The sequence below is a fragment of the Priestia sp. TGN 0903 genome, assembly GCF_050846855.1.
Taxonomy (GTDB): Bacteria; Bacillota; Bacilli; order Bacillales; family Bacillaceae_H; genus Priestia; species Priestia zanthoxyli.
Window position 1 is genome coordinate 523565 of record NZ_JBOZGL010000004.1, and the last position, 17186, is coordinate 540750.

The 17186-nt window shown below is 38.5% G+C and carries 16 protein-coding genes; 9 read left to right on the forward strand and 7 right to left on the reverse strand.

The window, feature by feature from the left end:
• The first annotated feature begins 4 nt into the window (after nt 1–4).
• Complete coding sequence (locus ACRPLY_RS17015) at nt 5–1555, forward strand: solute symporter family protein (RefSeq protein ID WP_028412169.1); 1551 nt, start codon at nt 5–7, stop codon at nt 1553–1555.
• Nucleotides 1556–1595: 40 nt separating this feature from the next.
• Here ACRPLY_RS17015 and ACRPLY_RS17020 read toward each other — a convergent pair whose 3' ends face one another.
• Nucleotides 1596–2081, reverse strand: a complete 486-nt coding sequence (locus tag ACRPLY_RS17020) for a DUF6985 domain-containing protein (protein ID WP_028412168.1) — start codon at nt 2079–2081, stop codon at nt 1596–1598.
• Nucleotides 2082–2207: 126 nt separating this feature from the next.
• Here ACRPLY_RS17020 and ACRPLY_RS17025 point away from each other — a divergent pair, with 126 nt between their 5' ends.
• Both ACRPLY_RS17025 and ACRPLY_RS17030 read left to right on the forward strand, forming a co-directional pair.
• Nucleotides 2208–3950 carry an ABC transporter ATP-binding protein gene (locus tag ACRPLY_RS17025; RefSeq protein WP_432232053.1) on the forward strand — a complete coding sequence of 581 codons (1743 nt, stop codon included), beginning with the start codon at nt 2208–2210 and terminating at the stop codon, nt 3948–3950.
• A gap of 16 nt (nt 3951–3966) precedes the next feature.
• Complete coding sequence (locus ACRPLY_RS17030; protein WP_028412166.1) at nt 3967–5751, forward strand: ABC transporter ATP-binding protein; 1785 nt, start codon at nt 3967–3969, stop codon at nt 5749–5751.
• A 119-nt stretch (nt 5752–5870) separates the two neighbouring features.
• Here the strand turns inward: ACRPLY_RS17030 and ACRPLY_RS17035 are convergent, their stop codons facing one another.
• Nucleotides 5871–6854 carry a zinc-binding dehydrogenase gene (locus ACRPLY_RS17035; protein ID WP_432232054.1) on the reverse strand — a complete coding sequence of 328 codons (984 nt, stop codon included), beginning with the start codon at nt 6852–6854 and terminating at the stop codon, nt 5871–5873.
• A gap of 163 nt (nt 6855–7017) precedes the next feature.
• Between ACRPLY_RS17035 and ACRPLY_RS17040 the strand changes: the two genes are divergently transcribed.
• Both ACRPLY_RS17040 and rpoN read left to right on the forward strand, forming a co-directional pair.
• Nucleotides 7018–7365 (forward strand): winged helix-turn-helix transcriptional regulator, encoded by a 348-nt coding sequence (locus ACRPLY_RS17040; protein ID WP_014461394.1) that lies wholly within the window; start codon nt 7018–7020, stop codon nt 7363–7365.
• A gap of 213 nt (nt 7366–7578) precedes the next feature.
• A complete protein-coding gene (gene rpoN / locus ACRPLY_RS17045) occupies nt 7579–8913 on the forward strand; it encodes an RNA polymerase factor sigma-54 (protein WP_028412164.1) in 1335 nt (444 codons plus the stop codon).
• A 58-nt stretch (nt 8914–8971) separates the two neighbouring features.
• Here the strand turns inward: rpoN and ACRPLY_RS17050 are convergent, their stop codons facing one another.
• The 3 genes from ACRPLY_RS17050 to ACRPLY_RS17060 form a co-directional block, all read right to left on the reverse strand.
• Entirely contained in the window at nt 8972–9823 is an 852-nt protein-coding gene (locus ACRPLY_RS17050) for a class I SAM-dependent methyltransferase (protein WP_432232055.1), read from the reverse strand.
• Nucleotides 9824–9920: 97 nt separating this feature from the next.
• A complete protein-coding gene (locus ACRPLY_RS17055; protein ID WP_033578157.1) occupies nt 9921–12296 on the reverse strand; it encodes a YhgE/Pip domain-containing protein in 2376 nt (791 codons plus the stop codon).
• A 191-nt stretch (nt 12297–12487) separates the two neighbouring features.
• On the reverse strand, nt 12488–12973 hold the full coding sequence (locus ACRPLY_RS17060; protein ID WP_080754381.1) for a GNAT family N-acetyltransferase: 486 nt from the start codon (nt 12971–12973) through the stop codon (nt 12488–12490).
• Between the two features lie 175 nt (nt 12974–13148).
• Here ACRPLY_RS17060 and ACRPLY_RS17065 point away from each other — a divergent pair, with 175 nt between their 5' ends.
• From ACRPLY_RS17065 to ACRPLY_RS17075, 3 genes are read left to right on the forward strand one after another with little or no spacing between them, the layout of a single operon-like run.
• Complete coding sequence (locus tag ACRPLY_RS17065; protein WP_013055605.1) at nt 13149–13379, forward strand: FeoA family protein; 231 nt, start codon at nt 13149–13151, stop codon at nt 13377–13379.
• A complete protein-coding gene (gene feoB / locus ACRPLY_RS17070) occupies nt 13376–15346 on the forward strand; it encodes a ferrous iron transport protein B (protein WP_432232056.1) in 1971 nt (656 codons plus the stop codon). Before ACRPLY_RS17065 ends, feoB begins: the two co-directional genes overlap by 4 nt.
• A gap of 15 nt (nt 15347–15361) precedes the next feature.
• Nucleotides 15362–15547, forward strand: a complete 186-nt coding sequence (locus tag ACRPLY_RS17075; protein WP_013081918.1) for a FeoB-associated Cys-rich membrane protein — start codon at nt 15362–15364, stop codon at nt 15545–15547.
• Between the two features lie 43 nt (nt 15548–15590).
• On the opposite strand, the gene ACRPLY_RS17080 is transcribed toward ACRPLY_RS17075, so the two are convergent.
• Both ACRPLY_RS17080 and ACRPLY_RS17085 read right to left on the reverse strand, forming a co-directional pair.
• Nucleotides 15591–15914, reverse strand: a complete 324-nt coding sequence (locus ACRPLY_RS17080; protein WP_013081917.1) for a DUF3243 domain-containing protein — start codon at nt 15912–15914, stop codon at nt 15591–15593.
• A 16-nt stretch (nt 15915–15930) separates the two neighbouring features.
• Nucleotides 15931–16515, reverse strand: coding sequence for a hypothetical protein (locus tag ACRPLY_RS17085; protein ID WP_432232057.1), 585 nt, complete (start codon nt 16513–16515; stop codon nt 15931–15933).
• A gap of 261 nt (nt 16516–16776) precedes the next feature.
• On the opposite strand from ACRPLY_RS17085, the gene ACRPLY_RS17090 reads away from it, so the two are divergent.
• The gene (locus tag ACRPLY_RS17090; protein WP_432232058.1) at nt 16777–17142 is read left to right on the forward strand and encodes a winged helix-turn-helix transcriptional regulator; all 366 of its coding nucleotides are present in this window, start codon (nt 16777–16779) and stop codon (nt 17140–17142) included.
• The last annotated feature ends 44 nt before the right edge of the window (nt 17143–17186 follow it).

Below are 17186 nucleotides of genomic sequence, written 5' to 3' on the forward strand. Positions count from 1 at the left end.
ATGAATGAACGTACTAGCTTTCTCACTTTTTTTAGCTATTGTAGGTCTTACGCTAATCATTACGTATGCGGCATCCAAGCGGACAAAAACGACCAGTGACTTTTATACAGCAGATGGAAGTTTAACCGGCTGGCAAAACGGCATGGCGATTGCCGGAGATTATATGTCTGCTGCGTCATTTTTAGGCATAGCTGGAATGGTAGCGCTTTCTGGATTTGACGGTTTTTTTTACAGCATCGGCTTTTTAGTTGCCTATCTCGTCGTGTTATACATTGTAGCTGAACCACTTCGCAACTTAGGAAAGTACACGATGGCAGATATGATAGCAGCTCGTTTTAACGAAAAGAAAGTGCGGGGAGTTGCCGCATTAAACACGATCACCATTTCCATTTTTTATATGATTGCGCAGCTTGTTGGAGCAGGAGCATTAATTCATTTATTACTTGGTCTAGATTACGTGTATTCTGTCTTGATTGTCGGCGTGTTGATGACGGTTTACGTTGTATTTGGAGGCATGACGGCGACCAGCTGGGTGCAGATTGTCAAAGCCTTGCTTCTCATGATTGGTACGTTCATTATTTCCATTATTGTATTTTCAAAATTTGATTTTAGCTTTGCTAAAATGTTTTCTGAGATGAAAACCGCAACTCCTCTTGGCGACGGATTTTTAAATCCAGGAAATAAATTCAAAAATCCGCTGGACATGATTTCGTTGAATTTAGCTCTTGTTCTTGGTACAGCAGGCCTTCCTCATATCCTTATTCGTTTCTTTACAGTAAAAGATGCCATCACCGCACGAAAGTCTGTTATTTATGCAACGTGGATCATTGGCGTTTTTTACATTATGACAATCTTTTTAGGGTTCGGTGCTGCTGCATTCGTAGGGTACGATGATATTATCAAAGCAAATGCAGCAGGAAACATGGCAGCTCCCCTGCTCGCTCAAGTTCTTGGCGGAGACTTTCTCTTTGCGTTTGTCTCAGCTGTAGCTTTTGCTACGATTTTAGCTGTTGTAGCTGGGCTGGTGCTCTCAGCAGCTTCAGCATTCGCTCACGACTTTTATAGTCATATTCTCCGTAAAGGGGCTGCAACTGAAAAAGAACAGGTAGTGGCTGCACGATGGGCTTCTATTGGGGTATCCATTCTATCTATTATTCTTGCATTATTTGCTCAAAACATGAACGTAGCATTTTTAGTTGCACTTGCATTTGCCGTAGCAGCGAGCGCTAACTTGCCAATTATTCTTCTTACTATTTTTTGGAAACGTTTTAATACAGCAGGAGCAGTCACTGGCATGCTGGTTGGACTATTCAGCTCACTGTTTTTAGTTGCCATTAGTCCAAACGTGTGGGCACCTGAGCCTGGAGCTGCTATCTTTGTAGGTGAGCCGCTCATCACATTAACAAACCCTGGTATTATCTCCATTCCTCTAGGCTTCTTAGCTGCTTTTATAGGAACACTTCTTTCGTCTAAAAAAGCAGACGAAAAGAAATTTGATGAGATTTTAGTAAAAGCAAATACAGGTATGGGAATCGAAGAGCCTGTCAAACATTAATGCCAAAAAGCCTTGAAGCAGGTTGCTTCAAGGCTTTTTACTAGAATAAATCTTCTTGTAAGCCAATAGCGGCAATTTGTTCATTTCTAAACTTTACAGCTAACATATGCTCTTCTTCCCACGTACATTCAAAAAACAAACCAACTTCTCTTGTATCATGGGGTGCTTCAGGAACAAAGATTTGAATACACTCAACTAAAAAACCGATGTCTTTTCGCTTTTTTACATTCGGAACTAATAAGTCTACCACGTCTTTTTCAACTTGAGTTCTGTATTCATCTCGCACCTGTTGATAATAATCAAAAAGAGCTTTTTCCGTCCTCTTTAACAATAATTCGCTTTGAAGCCAAAATGCTTGAAAAGCCTCTTCTTGCCGTTTTTGAAATGGCTTCTCTTTATCTCCATCAATTGTCAGCAACACATGTTGTTGTTGTCCAAAGAAAGTGACCTGTTTTTCTCCAACCCAGGCCGAGTCATATAACAAAGATCCAAAAAGTGGATGATGTACTCGTAATGTTTGATTCATTGCATACCTGACCCTCTCAAAAAGTGGATTTCTGCTTGCATTGGCGTATAATAAATGGTGCTTGAAACAAACTTCTAAACTTATTCTATGTTACCATATTTTTTACAGAAAGGAGTGCCACAATGTGTGAATACAATTAAATCTTTATACCCTTACTTAAAACCTTACAAATGGCTCGCGCTGTTTGCCCCGCTATTGATGGTCATTGAAGTGTTAGCTGACCTTCTTCAGCCTACTATTATGCAGCATATCATTGATTATGGCATTGCAAACAACAATCAAACATATGTTATCACCCGAAGTATCCTTATGCTTATGTTAGCAATCATTGGCTTAGCTGATGGTATCGTCTGCGCCATCCTTAGCACAAAAGCAGCAGTAAATTTTTCTACCGATATTCGAAAATCGCTTTTTGAAAAGATTGAAAACCTCTCAAACAGCAACAGAGATAAACTAGGGACTGGTCACTTAATCACCGTCATGACAAATGATGTAACGAGTGTTCAAAACGCATTGAATATGACGCTAAAAGTATTAGTTAGAGGACCTTTACTTTTTGCAGGAAGTATTGTGATCGTGTTATTAACCGCTCGTTCTTTGTTTCCTATTATCGTCGTGGTCGTCCCTATTTTATTTTTATGCATTTGGTTTGTGATCACGAAAGCCGGAAAACTTTTCAAAAAAGTTCAGCGAAGCGTTGATCGTGTAAACACAAAAGTCCAAGAAAATTTATCAGGGATGCGCGTAGTAAAAGCGTATGTAAGAGAATCATATGAAATCAATCAGTTTAAAGAAGCAAACAGCTCCTTGACGCAAGCTAATATGAGTGCTGTTCAGCTTATTTCTCTTTTAATGCCCGTTATTTTATTTGTAGTAAATATCGGCATGGTAGCTACTCTATGGCTGGGTGGACTTCAAGTTGAAGCAGGAAAAATTGAAGCAGGTGTGATTTTAGCTTTTATTAATTACTTAACGATTATTTTAAACGGACTTATGTCAAGCAGCATGGTGCTGATGCAAATTACACGTGCATTCCCTTCAGCTGAACGAATCGATTCTGTTTTAAAAACAAAAATAGACATTCCTCCAGCAAACTCTGCTGCTCAAATCAACAGGCTTAAAGGTGATCTATCGTTTCAAAACGTTACATACAGCTACAGTAAAAATGGAGAAAACGTATTAAAAGATATTTCATTTACTGCTAAACACGGGGAAACTATTGGCATTATCGGCTCTACTGGAAGCGGAAAATCGACGCTTGCAAAACTTATTTCGCGCTTATATGATCCTGATGGCGGCGAAATTTTTGTAGATGGAAAAAATCTGACAAACTATGACGTAAAAGAGCTTCGCTCATCCATTGGGTTTATTCCTCAAAAAGCTACACTGTTTACCGGAACGATTGATATGAATATTCGAATGGGAAACGATCATGCTTCTTCCTCAGAAATTGAAGATGCTGCAGCTTTTGCATGCGCAACGGAGTTTATTGAAAAACTCCCAGAAAAATATGAGTATCCTTTAACGCGAGGAGCAACCAACTTATCAGGAGGGCAAAAGCAACGTCTTTCAATCGCGCGTGCATTTGTTAGAAAGCCTGCTATATTGGTCATTGATGATGCAACTTCCGCGTTGGATGCTGTCTCAGAAGCGCAGGTACTAACACATTTAAAAGAAGAGTTTTCCGATGCGACCGTCATTATTATTGCGTCTAAAATTTCGTCTCTTCTTCACGCTGATCATATTACCGTCATGGATGAAGGCAAAATTGCTGAACAAGGGACTCATGAAGAATTGCTTCGTCACCACTCTCTTTATTACGACATTTATCTAGCACAAGGCGGAAAAGAGGTGTTGCCTAGTGAATAATCAAGGTAAAAATCAAATGAGCTCTATTCGCGGCCCTAGAGGCATGATGAAGGGTCCTGTAGTGAAGCCAAAGAATGCGAAAAAAACACTATATAGAATCTGGTCATATATGGGAAAACGAAAGCCTCCGCTTGTGGCTGCGATCATCTTAGTTATTGTGACTTCCCTGCTTAATTTATTAGGCCCTTATTTAATTGGGGTTATTATTGACGAGCATATTATTCCCAAAGATATCAGCGGAACGATACGAATGTCACTCACTCTTGCAGGAATTTACATTACGACATCTTTGTTAACATGGCTGCAAACCTATTTAATGGTAAACGTTTCGTTTACGACCATCGGAATGCTCCGCCAAGATTTATTTGCAAAGCTTCAAACTCTCTCTCTTCGCTTTTTTGATAAGCGAGCTCACGGAGAGTTAATGAGCCGGGTTACGAATGATATTGATAACCTGAATAACGCTCTGAGTCAAAGCGTTATTCAGGCTCTGTCCTCTATTTTATCTCTAGTCGGTATTACCATTGCGATGTTCTCGCTCAACTGGATTCTTGCCATTATCACACTGATTGTTATTCCATTAATGGTCATAATCGTTCGACAAATATTAAAACGAAGCAGTGAAAATTTTGTCAAACGCCAAAAAGACTTAGGTGAGCTAAACGGCTTTGTAGAAGAAGCAATCTCTGGAGGAGAAGTTGTTACGCTTTTTAGTAAGGAAAAAGATTTTTTAACTGTTTTTAATGAACGAAATGAACAGCTGAGAAGTTCAGCAACAAAAGCAGAAACATTTTCAGGCTTTTTAGGTCCTGTCACAAACTTTATTAACAACTTAGGCTTAGCACTAGTGATTGGAGCAGGAGCATTTATGGCTGTTCAAGGTAGCGTTACAGTTGGGATGATCGCTTCATTTGTTAACTACTCACGTCAGTTCTCTCGCCCAATCAGTCAAATGGCAAACTTAGTAAACACTATTCTTTCGGCTATTGCCGGCGCAGAGCGCGTGTTTGCGATTATGGATGAGCAGCCGGACGTCACAAACAAGCCAAACGCTCTTTCTGTTACAAAATTTGCAGGAGACGTTGCTTTTGAGAACGTATCATTTGGCTATACTGACGAAAAAATGATTTTAAAAAATGTTACACTTACAGCAAAAAAAGGTGAAATGGTTGCTTTGGTCGGTCCTACAGGTTCTGGTAAAACAACAATCATTAACTTGCTCACACGATTTTATGACATCGCAAACGGAGACATTAAAATTGACGGCCGTTCCATCAGTGACTATAACATCCATGATTTACGAAACCGAATTGGCATTGTTCTTCAGGATACCTATTTATTTTCCGGTACGATTGCGGATAACATTCGATTCGGCCGATTAGATGCCAGCGATGAAGAAGTGAAAAGCGCAGCAAAAATGGCAAATGCTCATTCTTTTATCAAGCACCTGCCGCAGCAATACGATACCGTGATTTCAGCCGGTGGAGGAAATTTAAGTGAAGGTCAAAAGCAACTCTTATCGATTGCCCGAGCCATGCTCTCTGACTGTGATATTTTAATTTTAGACGAAGCTACTTCCAATATTGATACAAAAACAGAAATTGATATTCAAAAAGGAATGAGTAATCTATTAAAAGGAAAAACAAGCTTTGTAATTGCCCACCGCCTCAAAACGATTGAAAATGCAAATCAAATTCTTGTCTTAAAAGACGGACAGATTATTGAAAAAGGAAATCATCACGAGCTATTAGAGAAACAAGGTTTTTACCACAAGCTCTATACGCAGCAGTTTACGATTTAAAAGAGGCTGGAACATAACTTAACCCAATCCAATCTAAAGACGAGAAAACGAACTATTGATCAATAGTTCGTTTTTTACTTCAACTAAAATACTTTTGTCTCAAGCTCTTTTTCGTTCTATCATTTATCTATCACAGCTACAATTTTCCCTTTTACTCGACGAGTCGCCAGTTCATCTAAAGCTGACGGCACTTCGTCTAGTGAAATGACTTTTTCCACAAGAGCATTCAGCTTATTTTCTTGTAAAAGCAAAAGCATTTTATTTCCCATCTCCGCAAGTTTTTGCTGTTCTTTTACGTTGTTAGACTGATGTACGCTTCCTAATGCAACTTGATGAAACGATAGTGGATGCGCAAACGAAATCGCATCATTTACATTAGGAGGTCCTGCGATAAATGCAATTTGACCATTAAAAGCAAGAGCCTTTACCGACTCGTCTGCATTGTTACGCCCGACTGTATCCAAGACTAAACCTACACCGAGTCCATCGGTAAGCTCCAGCACTTTTTTCACAAAATCTTCTTTACGGTAGTCGATTGCATAGTCAGCTCCTAAACTTTTTACAAACTCATGATTGGCAGAAGATGTGGTTGTAAGCACTGTAAGACCTGCATTTTTAGCAAGCTGAATGGCAAACCCTCCAACCCCTCCAGCACCTGCGTGAATTAAAATCGTTTGTCCTTTTGAAGCGTTCATTTTGTGAAACAATGCTTGATATGCTGTATACCCCGCACATGGAATAGCTGCAGCGTCTTCAAATGAAACTCCTTGTGGAATAAGGGAAACCGTATGAGCTGTTGTCACTCCGTACTGTGCAAACCCGCCTTTTTTTGATAAATCGCTATGATATACAACGCGGTCTCCGATTTTGACAGTTGTGACTTCTTCTCCCACTTCCTCGACAACGCCAGCTGAATCAAGTCCTAATACGTGAGGGTATGTCCAACTGGGATTACCGCCGTTTCCTGTTTTATAATCTACAGGGTTCAAGGCAGTAGCTTTAATTTTAACTAAAATTTCACCTTTAGCTGGATGCGGCTTTTGGATATTTCCGACTTTCATCTCACTTACTTTCCCTTTGCCTTCTAGCAGTAAAGCTTTCATCAAGATCTCCCCTTTTACATTTCTTCCTTCAATTAAAAGTTCTTTTTCAGTATAATAAATACATGTTGTTTACAAAAGACGGCACTTTCATGTAACCAGGTACCTTCCCGGTAACCTAGGTCTATGGATATTAAATTATTATATCCATATTTCATATCTGTTTATGAATGGAGGATTAGCGGTGAAAGCACCCCACTATAATGTACCTGTTGAAGCAACACTTGAAGTAATCGGCGGGAAATGGAAAGTCGTTATTTTATGCCTCTTAAAAGAAGGCGAAAAACGTTTTAGCGAACTTCAGCGAGCTATGCCTGCTATTACTAAAAAAATGCTGTCTCAACAGCTAAAAGAATTAGAAAAAGACGGTGTAGTTAATAGAAAAGTATACAATGAAGTTCCTCCTAAAGTAGAGTACTCACTCAGTGAAGAAGGCGAAACCTTACGAGAAATTTTAAATATGATGTGCGCATGGGGAGATAGAAGAATGGGAAACACCCCAAATTGCAGCTAAGTTCTCCTAGCAGCTTTGTTAAAATAACCGAATAGCTGCTGGGAAGAGCTATTCGGTTGTTTTATCTATTTCCCTACTCTTTCTTATGAGTCGCCCTTGTGTAAGAACATCTGACAACACTATAGAATTCTTTCGCATTTTCATATATGATGATGTCGAACGATGCAGCCAGAATTGTCGAAATAAAACTCAAGAATGATAGGTGATTCAATGATGCAATTAGGTTTAGATTTATCTCAAAAACAACTATTAAAATTGGCCATGACACCTGAATTACGTCAGTCTATCAACATTTTAAATTATTCTACGGCCGATTTAGTTCATTATCTTCATGAGCAAGTCAATGAAAATCCTGTAATTAAACTGTCTGCTGGCGATTCTCAGCAAAAAAATTCATTTAACACTCGAGAACAGCGTTCATATTCAAAAGGTCACACCGATGACGAGTATAATCCGTTTAATTATATATCCGATCAAACTGTGACATTAGAGAGCCATTTATTAGAGCAGCTGTCTATGCTAAATCATTTACACTCACAGCAAAAACACATCGTTCAATTTCTAATTGGAAACTTAAATAAAAACGGCTTTTTAGCAATTGAACCAAAATTGGCAGCCGAACTGCTTAACGTTTCAATTGACGAAGTCAACGATATGATTCACGTTTTACAAAGCTTTGATCCAATCGGAGTGGGCGCTCAAAACTTTGTCGATTCACTGCTTATTCAAATTAAGGCCAAAAAGTCAAAGCCTCCTCTTTTATACGATGTGGTGAAACACGATATTGAAGATATTGCTAACAAAAAATATCGGAACATTTCAAAAAAATACTCTATTTCAATGCGCGAAGTACAAGAAATTGTTGACTGCTTGCGGACATTGAATCCTCGTCCAGCAGGAGATTTCTATGTTCCGCTTACGAAGTACATTTCGCCTGATGTAACGGTACAAAAAATAGACGGCCGCTATCATGTTATTCTTCATAGCGAGCTGCTTCCGCCCATCGAAATTAACAGCACCTACCAAAAACTGGTTCATCGCTCTGCATGCGTAACAACCGATCGATACGTACAGGAAAAAATCCATGAAGCTACTTGGCTAATTAATAGTATTGAGCAGCGTAATGCGACGATTTACAACGTGTCTAAAGCCATTGTGGAACATCAGCAAGATTTTTTTGAAATGGGTATTTCGGGGCTAAAGCCGCTTACCTTAAAAGATATTGCTCAAAAAGTAGACTGTCACGAATCAACGGTAAGCCGTGCAACTAACGGAAAGTATATTCAAACGCCGCGCGGACTGTTTGAACTAAAATACTTTTTCACTAATTCTTTAGAGAGAACCGATGGCGAACAAAGCAATTCTACTGCCTTTATAAAAGAAAAAATTAAAACATTAATTGCAGAAGAAAATAAATTAAAACCTCTTTCAGACCAAAAGCTTATGTCTCTTCTTTCCAGCGAAGGAATTCAAATTTCAAGGAGAACAGTAGCTAAATACCGTGAAGAAGCTGGAATTGAAAGTTCTTCTAAGCGGCGACGATTTTAATATTATTTATTCTAAATTACAGCTTTATCACTACTAAAAAGAACCCGTTGAATAAAAATCAACGGGTTCTTTTTATCGGTTTCCAATAAATAAAAGCCATATGATATTGATACGTATATTCATATGTGTCATTTATTTTCTTTACATGCTGTAAAATAATCTTCTCAGTTTCTAATTTGTCAACATCTTTCGAAAGTAGCTTTGTCGAGTTCTTCTTGATGAGATCTTCGTACGTCTCATACGTTACCGTTTTGGTTATAGGAACCAGCTTACAATCTGCATAAATGCCCAGTTCATATAAAATATTTAGTAAGTCAATATATTCCTTACGGCGCCATTTAATCTCGTACCCAAGTTTTCTATGTAACTCTACGTAATGAGGCTTTTCTGGACCCGCTGACATGCCAATAACCGCCAAACGATTAGCCGAATCATTCATATTTAAGAGACCATCGACAATGTTATGCATACGGTAAAAACAGTTTATTCCTACTACCACGTCATAGTTATCTGTTAGACGCTCATACTCCCATTTACCTTCTATGAACTTTAGATTAGAGCGGGCATTTGATTGTTTTTGTAAGTAGCGGATGATGCTTGGCGAACAATCCATACACGTAAGTTCTTTTACATAATCCGCAATTGAAAACGTATAATTTCCCCACCCAGGGCCAATTTCCATGACAGAGTCACTTGGATTCAAAAAAGCAAGAAGTTCTTGCTGAAGCTGTTTCACTACAGGATCGTTTTCTGAATCAAAAGACATTTTTTCTAGATATTGCTGCCAAAATTTATCTTCCGCTTTGTCATTTATCATCCGTTCCGATATTGAACCGTCCCATTCTTTCAGCCCTTCCTGCCACTTTTTCACACGATCACTTTCATACACCGCAAATTTTGTAAGCTGCATGCATTCACATTCCCCTCTTTTACACGTAAACCTATACTAACATAAAGAAAAAGAGAGTTCCTTTTTAAACTGGAACTCTCTTTTTCTATTAGTTAAATTAGGCTGCTGCCTCTTCCTCTGTGTGATGCTTCTCTTTTCTGGCATTGATATAAAACATTATCAATGAAAGAGTGATGAAGATTGCTGCAAAGATTCCAAGTACGCCAGCCTGATGCCATACATAGCCGAAATCATCACCAATTGAAATAATTTCACGGAAACCGCGAATTGCATAGGTCATAGGCAAGTATGGATTGATTGCCTGGAAGAATTCCGGCACAAGTGCTTTAGGGAATGTACCTGCACTGCCGCCAATTTGAAGCAGCAGAATAATAAAGGCTAAATACTGCCCTACTTTTCCTAACCCTGTTGTTAAGAACAAGATCAGTGTAAAGAACGTTACACCTGTAATCATGGTAAAGATATAGAAGTGCCAAATGCTTGTTACGTTTAAATGCAAGCCCCAAAGAAGAGCTGTAACAGCAATCGCTGCTTGCAGCATACCTACAATAGTGATGACACTAAACTTACTTAAGAACCACGAAATACCTGATGTCGGTCGAATTGATGGCTCTTTCATTGGGTACACCGCTGAAAACATTAATGTTCCCGCAAACAAGCCAATACATAAGATGTATGGAGCTAATCCGACACCGTACTTATCTACGTTATTTTGTTTATCTGATTTTAAATCCGTTGGATTTGAAAACATGCTGTATGTTTTATCATCTGCTTTAACATCTTTTGCATCTTTTGCACCATCCGCTAAAGATGAATGAAGCTCGCTTGTTCCATCTGATAATTTAGATGAACCGTCATATAGTTTGGATGAACCATTTGTTAACTCTTTAGAACCATTTGCTAATTTGGTTGCCCCGTTTTCTAGCTGCGTTAAACCATTTGCTAGCGCTGCGCTTCCTTGTTCAGACTTTTTAAGTCCATCCACAAGTTGCTGCTGTCCGTCAGCAAGCTTTCCAGCTCCTGTATGAGCGTCAGCTATACCGCTGTTTAGCTCTGCAAATTTGCTGTTGAACTGCTTTTCACCGTCTGCTAGTTTAACAGCCCCGTTATATAATTGAGTTTGAGCATTATATAATTTTGTTTGGCCATTGTACAGCTGACTTTGTCCGTCAGCAATTTTATTAATAGCGCTTTGAATATCTTCTCCGCCTTTAGACAGCTTTTGAAGCGCCGCTGATAACTCTTGCACTTTATCTACTTTTGCTTTTAGCTGCTCTGCTTTTTGCTGCTGTTCGTCCATAAACTGCTGAGACGTCAGCTTTTTAATTCCTGCAATCAGCGTTTGTTTTTGCTCATCGGGAATAGATTCGTTGCTGTTAATGCTGTCAATGAGAGCTTGCTGCTGCTGTTCAAACTCCGCTTTTTTTGAGTCTACCTGCTGTTTAATCTGCGTAATTTCCTGCTCTGCTTGATTAATTTGCTGCGTAACATTGCTCACTTCAGCATCTACTTGATTTAAGCCGCTTGTAAACTGAGGTAATTTCCCTTGAAGTGTCTTTGTTCCTTCATTTAGTTGCTGTGTCGCACCTTGAAGTTTTGCAGTTCCGTCTTGTAGTTGTCCTAATCCATTGCTAAGCTTTCCTGCACCTGTTTCAAGTTCTTTAGAAGCCGCGTACAGCTGCCCGCTTCCATTCTCTAGCTTCCCTAAACCGCTGTTTAGGCTGCCTAAGTTTTCATTAATTGTGTCCGCACCGTTTAGTAGCTTAGCTGCACCAGCATTTAAATCTGTTGCTCCTTTTCGTGCATCCGTTAACCCGCTTGCTAATTTAGCTGTACCGTCTTCAAACGTAACCGTGCTGTCTGCTAGTTTCTTCATGTTATCTCGCAGCGTTTTCGAGCCATCTTCTAGCTCTCCTGCACCGTCACTTGCTTTTTGAAGACCGTCCGCTACTTGCTTAAAGCTGTCAAATACCGTTTCAGCATACTGCTTTGTGACTGCTTCTTTAATCTGATCATTGATTTTAGCTACTGCATTTGAGCTAATTTGAGCGCCTGAATAGTTCTTTCCGGCATTTGTATGGTAGATAAATTTCATTTTTTTAGGATTCTCATCCATTAATGTTGTTGCATTTTTGGAGAAATTCTTTGGAATTTCCAAAACTAAGTAGTAGTCCTCATTTTTTAAGCCTTCTAACGCTTTTTCTTTGTTCGTAAATTTCCAGTCAAATTTATCGTTTTTCTTTAAATCATCAACAAAATCACGACCAACATTCAATTTCTTTCCATCTAATGTAGCACCTTTATCTTCATTTACCACTGCAACTGGAATTTGATCTGTTTTTCCATATGGATCCCAGTAAGCAGATAAAAAGATGACATTATAAAGTAATGGAACAAATAACAATCCGCAAATCACAACAATAGTCATTGGTTTGGAAAAGATTTTTTTCCATTCTCCTTTAATCATATTCATGTTTTTTAGCCTCCAATAATCCTTACTTCCGCCTGACTGTTTGACCGAAAAACATTTTCGGTCATGAAGTTCTGATTAATGTTACCATATTCACAAGAATAAGGTCAATCGTTATTCTGTAATTAAAAGCTGATTTTAGCAGAAAGTTTAAAATCAGCTTTTTAAGATAACGTTCACACTAAATATCAGGCTTAAATCATGAGTTTCATTCGTATCGTTCTTAATAAATGCCCGTCAAATTCATCATCAAATTCATCCACAAGCTGGAAACCTTTTGATTGATAAAATGCACGGCCTATTCCGTTTTCCCTTTCTACGTTAATGTAAACGATTTTTAATTCCTTCGAGCGCTTCATTCCTTTTTCTAACAATTGCGAACCGATTCCTTTTCCTTGATAAGCAGGCAGTATATAGATAGATCCTAGTTCTATTTCCCCTCTGTTTTGTAGTCGGAAAAAGTTAGCGTATCCTACGATTTTCTCATCAATAGTTGCTACATAAATGAACGAATTACGCAAGCGCCACAGCAGCCTTTTATTGGAGTATGCTTCTGAAAGAAACCGATTCTGAACGCTTCTAGGAATAATTCCTTCATATGTATCATACCAACTCATCTTTGCGACGTATTGAACAGACGTAATATCTTCTTTTCTCATTTTGCGAATGATTACCTCCACTCACATCCCTCCTGACAATTTACTGCTAAAATCGTACATAATTTCACCTGAAAAATATAGTTATAAATATATATTTTTAATTGTAACGCTCTAGAAGCATTGATTGATTTTAGAACCTTATGTATAATCGAGATAGATACAAATTGAAAATGATTATCATTAACAGGAGTGCTGAATGATGAATTTAACTACCGTGAGTATTGGCGACAAAGTAAAAGTTAAAAACATTGAATTTTTAGATAGATCATTAGAACGCCGCCTTCTTTCTTTTGGAGTAAAAAAAGGCTGCGAACTATGCATGAAGCAAAAAACCATCTTAGGAGGACCTTGTATTATTGAATGTCAAGGTCAAATGATTAGCATCCGAAAACGCGATGCGGCCAAAATTGAGGTTGAGACAGCATGAGTACAATTGCACTTTTAGGAAATCCAAACACAGGAAAAACTTCTTTATTCAATATATTAACAGATTCCTATGAATACGTAGGAAACTGGAGCGGTGTAACCGTTGAAAAGAAAGTTGGATCTATTAAAAAGCAAAACAGCCAGCTGGTTGATTTGCCGGGTGTGTATGACTTTACTCCTCTTTCTTCAGATGAAGCAGTGGTAACTAACTTTTTGTTAACCGGAGAATTTAACAGTATGCTGAATATTGTAGACGCTTCTCAGTTTGAAAGAAGCATGCATCTCACTATTCAAGCATTGGAATATGGAAAGCCATTAGTAATCGGCTTAAATATGATTGATGTAGCGGAAAAACGCGGATTGACTTTTAATTTGGAGAAGCTTAGCAAATCATTACATATTCCGGTTTCAGCGATTATTGCCCGTAATGGAAAAGGAATTAATGAGCTGCTCTCTACTTTGAAGCAAGATTTAAAAGCCCCTTCATTTCAATTAAATTATGGGGAAACCGCTGAACAAGCAATTCATATGATTCAAACAAAAGCGGACGTCAGCAGATGGATGGCCATTCAATTCTTAGCGGAAAATAGCGTAATCGAATCAACATTAAAAGAAAAAACGAGTTACTCAGAGCTGCTTGAGCTTCGAAAAGCCGCTGCACAAAAAATAAACAAGCCGCTTAGTGAGCATTTCTTCGACGTGCGTACAGCATTTATTGAACGCATTTCGAGCGAGTGTATCATAAAGGGCAGCGAAACACCTTTAACTTTCACGGATCGAATCGATCGAATTGTGACGCATAAGTGGCTTGGTCTCCCTATTTTTCTTGGCTTAATGTATTTGATTTTTAATATTACGTTTACGTGGATTGGCGTTCCGCTTTCTGATAAACTGGACGGCTTCTTTGGCGGAACGCTTAGTGAAGGCGCTGATTCTCTTTTAAATGCAGCTGGTGCTGCTCCATTTATTCACGATTTAATTGTGGATGGCATTATTGCAGGAGTAGGCGGCGTACTAGTATTTGTACCACAAATTTTTGTCCTGTTCTTTTTCATTTCACTGCTTGAAGATTCAGGATACATGGCTAGAATCGCTGTAGTAATGGATCGTATAATGGAATTTTTCGGTTTGAACGGAAAAGCATTTATTCCGATGATTATTAGCTTTGGATGTAACGTACCGGGGATTATGGCCGCGCGTACAATTGAACAGCGAAAAGAGCGCCTTATGACCATTTTAGTCAATCCATTTATGAGCTGCTCAGCACGTCTTCCTGTATACGCTTTGTTTGTAGGTGCTTTTTTTGTGCAAAACGGAGCAGCTGTGGTGTTTTCTATGTACTTGCTTGGCATTATTTTAGCACTTGTTGTAACGAAAATTTTATCAGTAACGCTTCTTAAAGACGAACAATCAACTTTTATTGTTGAACTTCCTCCTTACCGCGTACCTCAAGCCAAGACTCTTTGGAGAAGCACGTGGGAAAAAGGCCGAAATTTCGTCCGAAAAGCAGGTACGGTTATTTTAGCTGGCTCTGTATTTATCTGGCTATCATCTTACGCTGGCCCTGGCGGTTTTGGAGTAGATATGGAAAATAGCTTTATGGCTATTATTGGAGGTGCTATCGCTCCTCTATTTATCCCTTTAGGTTTTGCGACATGGCAAGCTGTAGCATCACTGATTACAGGCTTCCTAGCGAAAGAAGTGGTTGTTTCAACTATGAGCATCATTTATAAAGTACAAGAAGGACAGCTTGGCGACACAATGAAGACATTCTTTACACCGCTAACAGCCTATACGTTTATGGTGTTTGTTCTTCTTTATGTTCCGTGTCTAGCAACCGTCGCTGTTATTCGACGAGAAACCGGCTCATTAAAATGGACAGCATTTGCTGTGGCCTACCCTTTGGTTGTCGCTTATCTCGTAGCTTTGCTTGTACACACTATTGGAAAAGTACTTGGTTTTTCTTAAAAGGAGTGAATAACATTGATTATTAACATTTTAATTGGGGTTTTGATTTTTGGGTATGCCCTTTATCATATGACAAAATTCTTCCGCAAGAGTACTCAGGGAAAATGTGCAAGCTGCGCACAGCAATCTTCTTGTGCAACGGATGATTGCGGTATTGACTGGGATAAAACGATTCAAGAAGCTCAAAATCAATCATCTTAATACATTAAAAAAGCATCCTGATAGACGGGATGCTTTTTTAATGTTACGCAACTAGTTTTAAAATGAGATGAGAAAGGACTTCCTTTTCCTCTTCACTGCTGACTTTCCATAACTCATGAAGGACTTTTTCTTCTCGGTTTCGAGGCTCCTCATTTTTGGCTAAATAGCTAGCCACTTTTTTTGTAGCAGCTGCTAATTGTTCCTCATTTAACCCGAGCTTTTTACCGACATGAACTTTTTGAGTTAAATAATCAGTAAACGTATCAAAATTCTGCAAAATTGCTTCTTTTTTCTCCGTCCCTAAATTATCTACCGTTTCTTCAATTTTATTCATGTCTTTTGTAGTTCCTTCATTCATTTGACTCACAGTTAACATCTCCTTCTTAGTGAATAGACTGATATGTTCTTTCACGCTCAGATTCTGGTTTTTCGTCCGGCGTCATCTTTTCCTTACTTATTTCAGAAGTTGCATCTTTCACTTTTTCACCAATTTGCTGTAAATCACTTTTAGCATCTTCTACCGTTGATTTTGCATCATGCGTAACGCTTTTCACATCTTCTGCTTGCTTAAAGAAATCTTCATTTACACGCTCGTACAAATGTTTGGCATCATTAATTGCATCTTTTAAAAGATTCGATGCATTTTTCATTTGCTGCACCATTTTTTCTTTTGTTTCTTGAGGGTTCTCTTTTACTTGATTAATCATGTTTGCAGAAGAGTCCTTTAATGTAACGGCTCTTCTTTTAACAGATGAGCGAGTTTTATTATCAAGTAATGTTATACATCCACCTACAACTGCCCCGACAACAACACCTTTTACTAGCTTGCTGCTGTAGCTTTTCCCCGTGGTGCTAACAGCAGCAGTGCTATTAGCTGTCTGTGGATTGTTATTAATTCCTACATCGCTGTTGATGCCTGCGCTGTTGCTTAAAGCAGGGTTTTGTAATTCAGATCGGTTTCTTTCCATTTTTACTGCCTCCTTTAGCATCGTTATTGAGTGATTTCCCATCTTTTTTTATATTTAAACAATTGAATTCGTTAAAAATAAAAAACATGACTAAAGGCCACCTTTTATATCTCACTAGTCAAGAATAACTATATAGTAAAAAAAGCTAAATTTTTTAATGGAAAGATACAAGCCGGATTTTTGTAAAAGGATTGTCAGCACCGGTATAATAAGAAGTACTGTAAAAGAAATTTTATACTATTGGTCATAGGGGTGAAACAATTGAGCCAGCTTAATAAGGAATTTAACTGTGAAAAAGAATTAACGCTTGCTATTATCGGCGGAAAATGGAAGATGTTGATACTATGGCACTTAGGACGTGAAGGAACAAAACGGTTCGGGGAACTAAAATCGCTTATTCCTGATATTACGCCGCGCATGCTGGTTAACCAGCTGCGGGAACTGGAAGAAGATCTAATTGTTAACCGTAAAGTTTATCCTGTCGTACCACCTAAAGTCGAATACTCACTTACAAAAGAAGGAGAAAGTTTAATGCCTATTTTAACAGCCATGTACGATTGGGGTAAAAATTACCGTGATACAGTGCTGGTCAATCAAGAACAAAAGGTAGAAACGTTAATTAAATGATGGAAACGAATCCTTCTATTCCATAGTTTTTATTTTTTTATGCG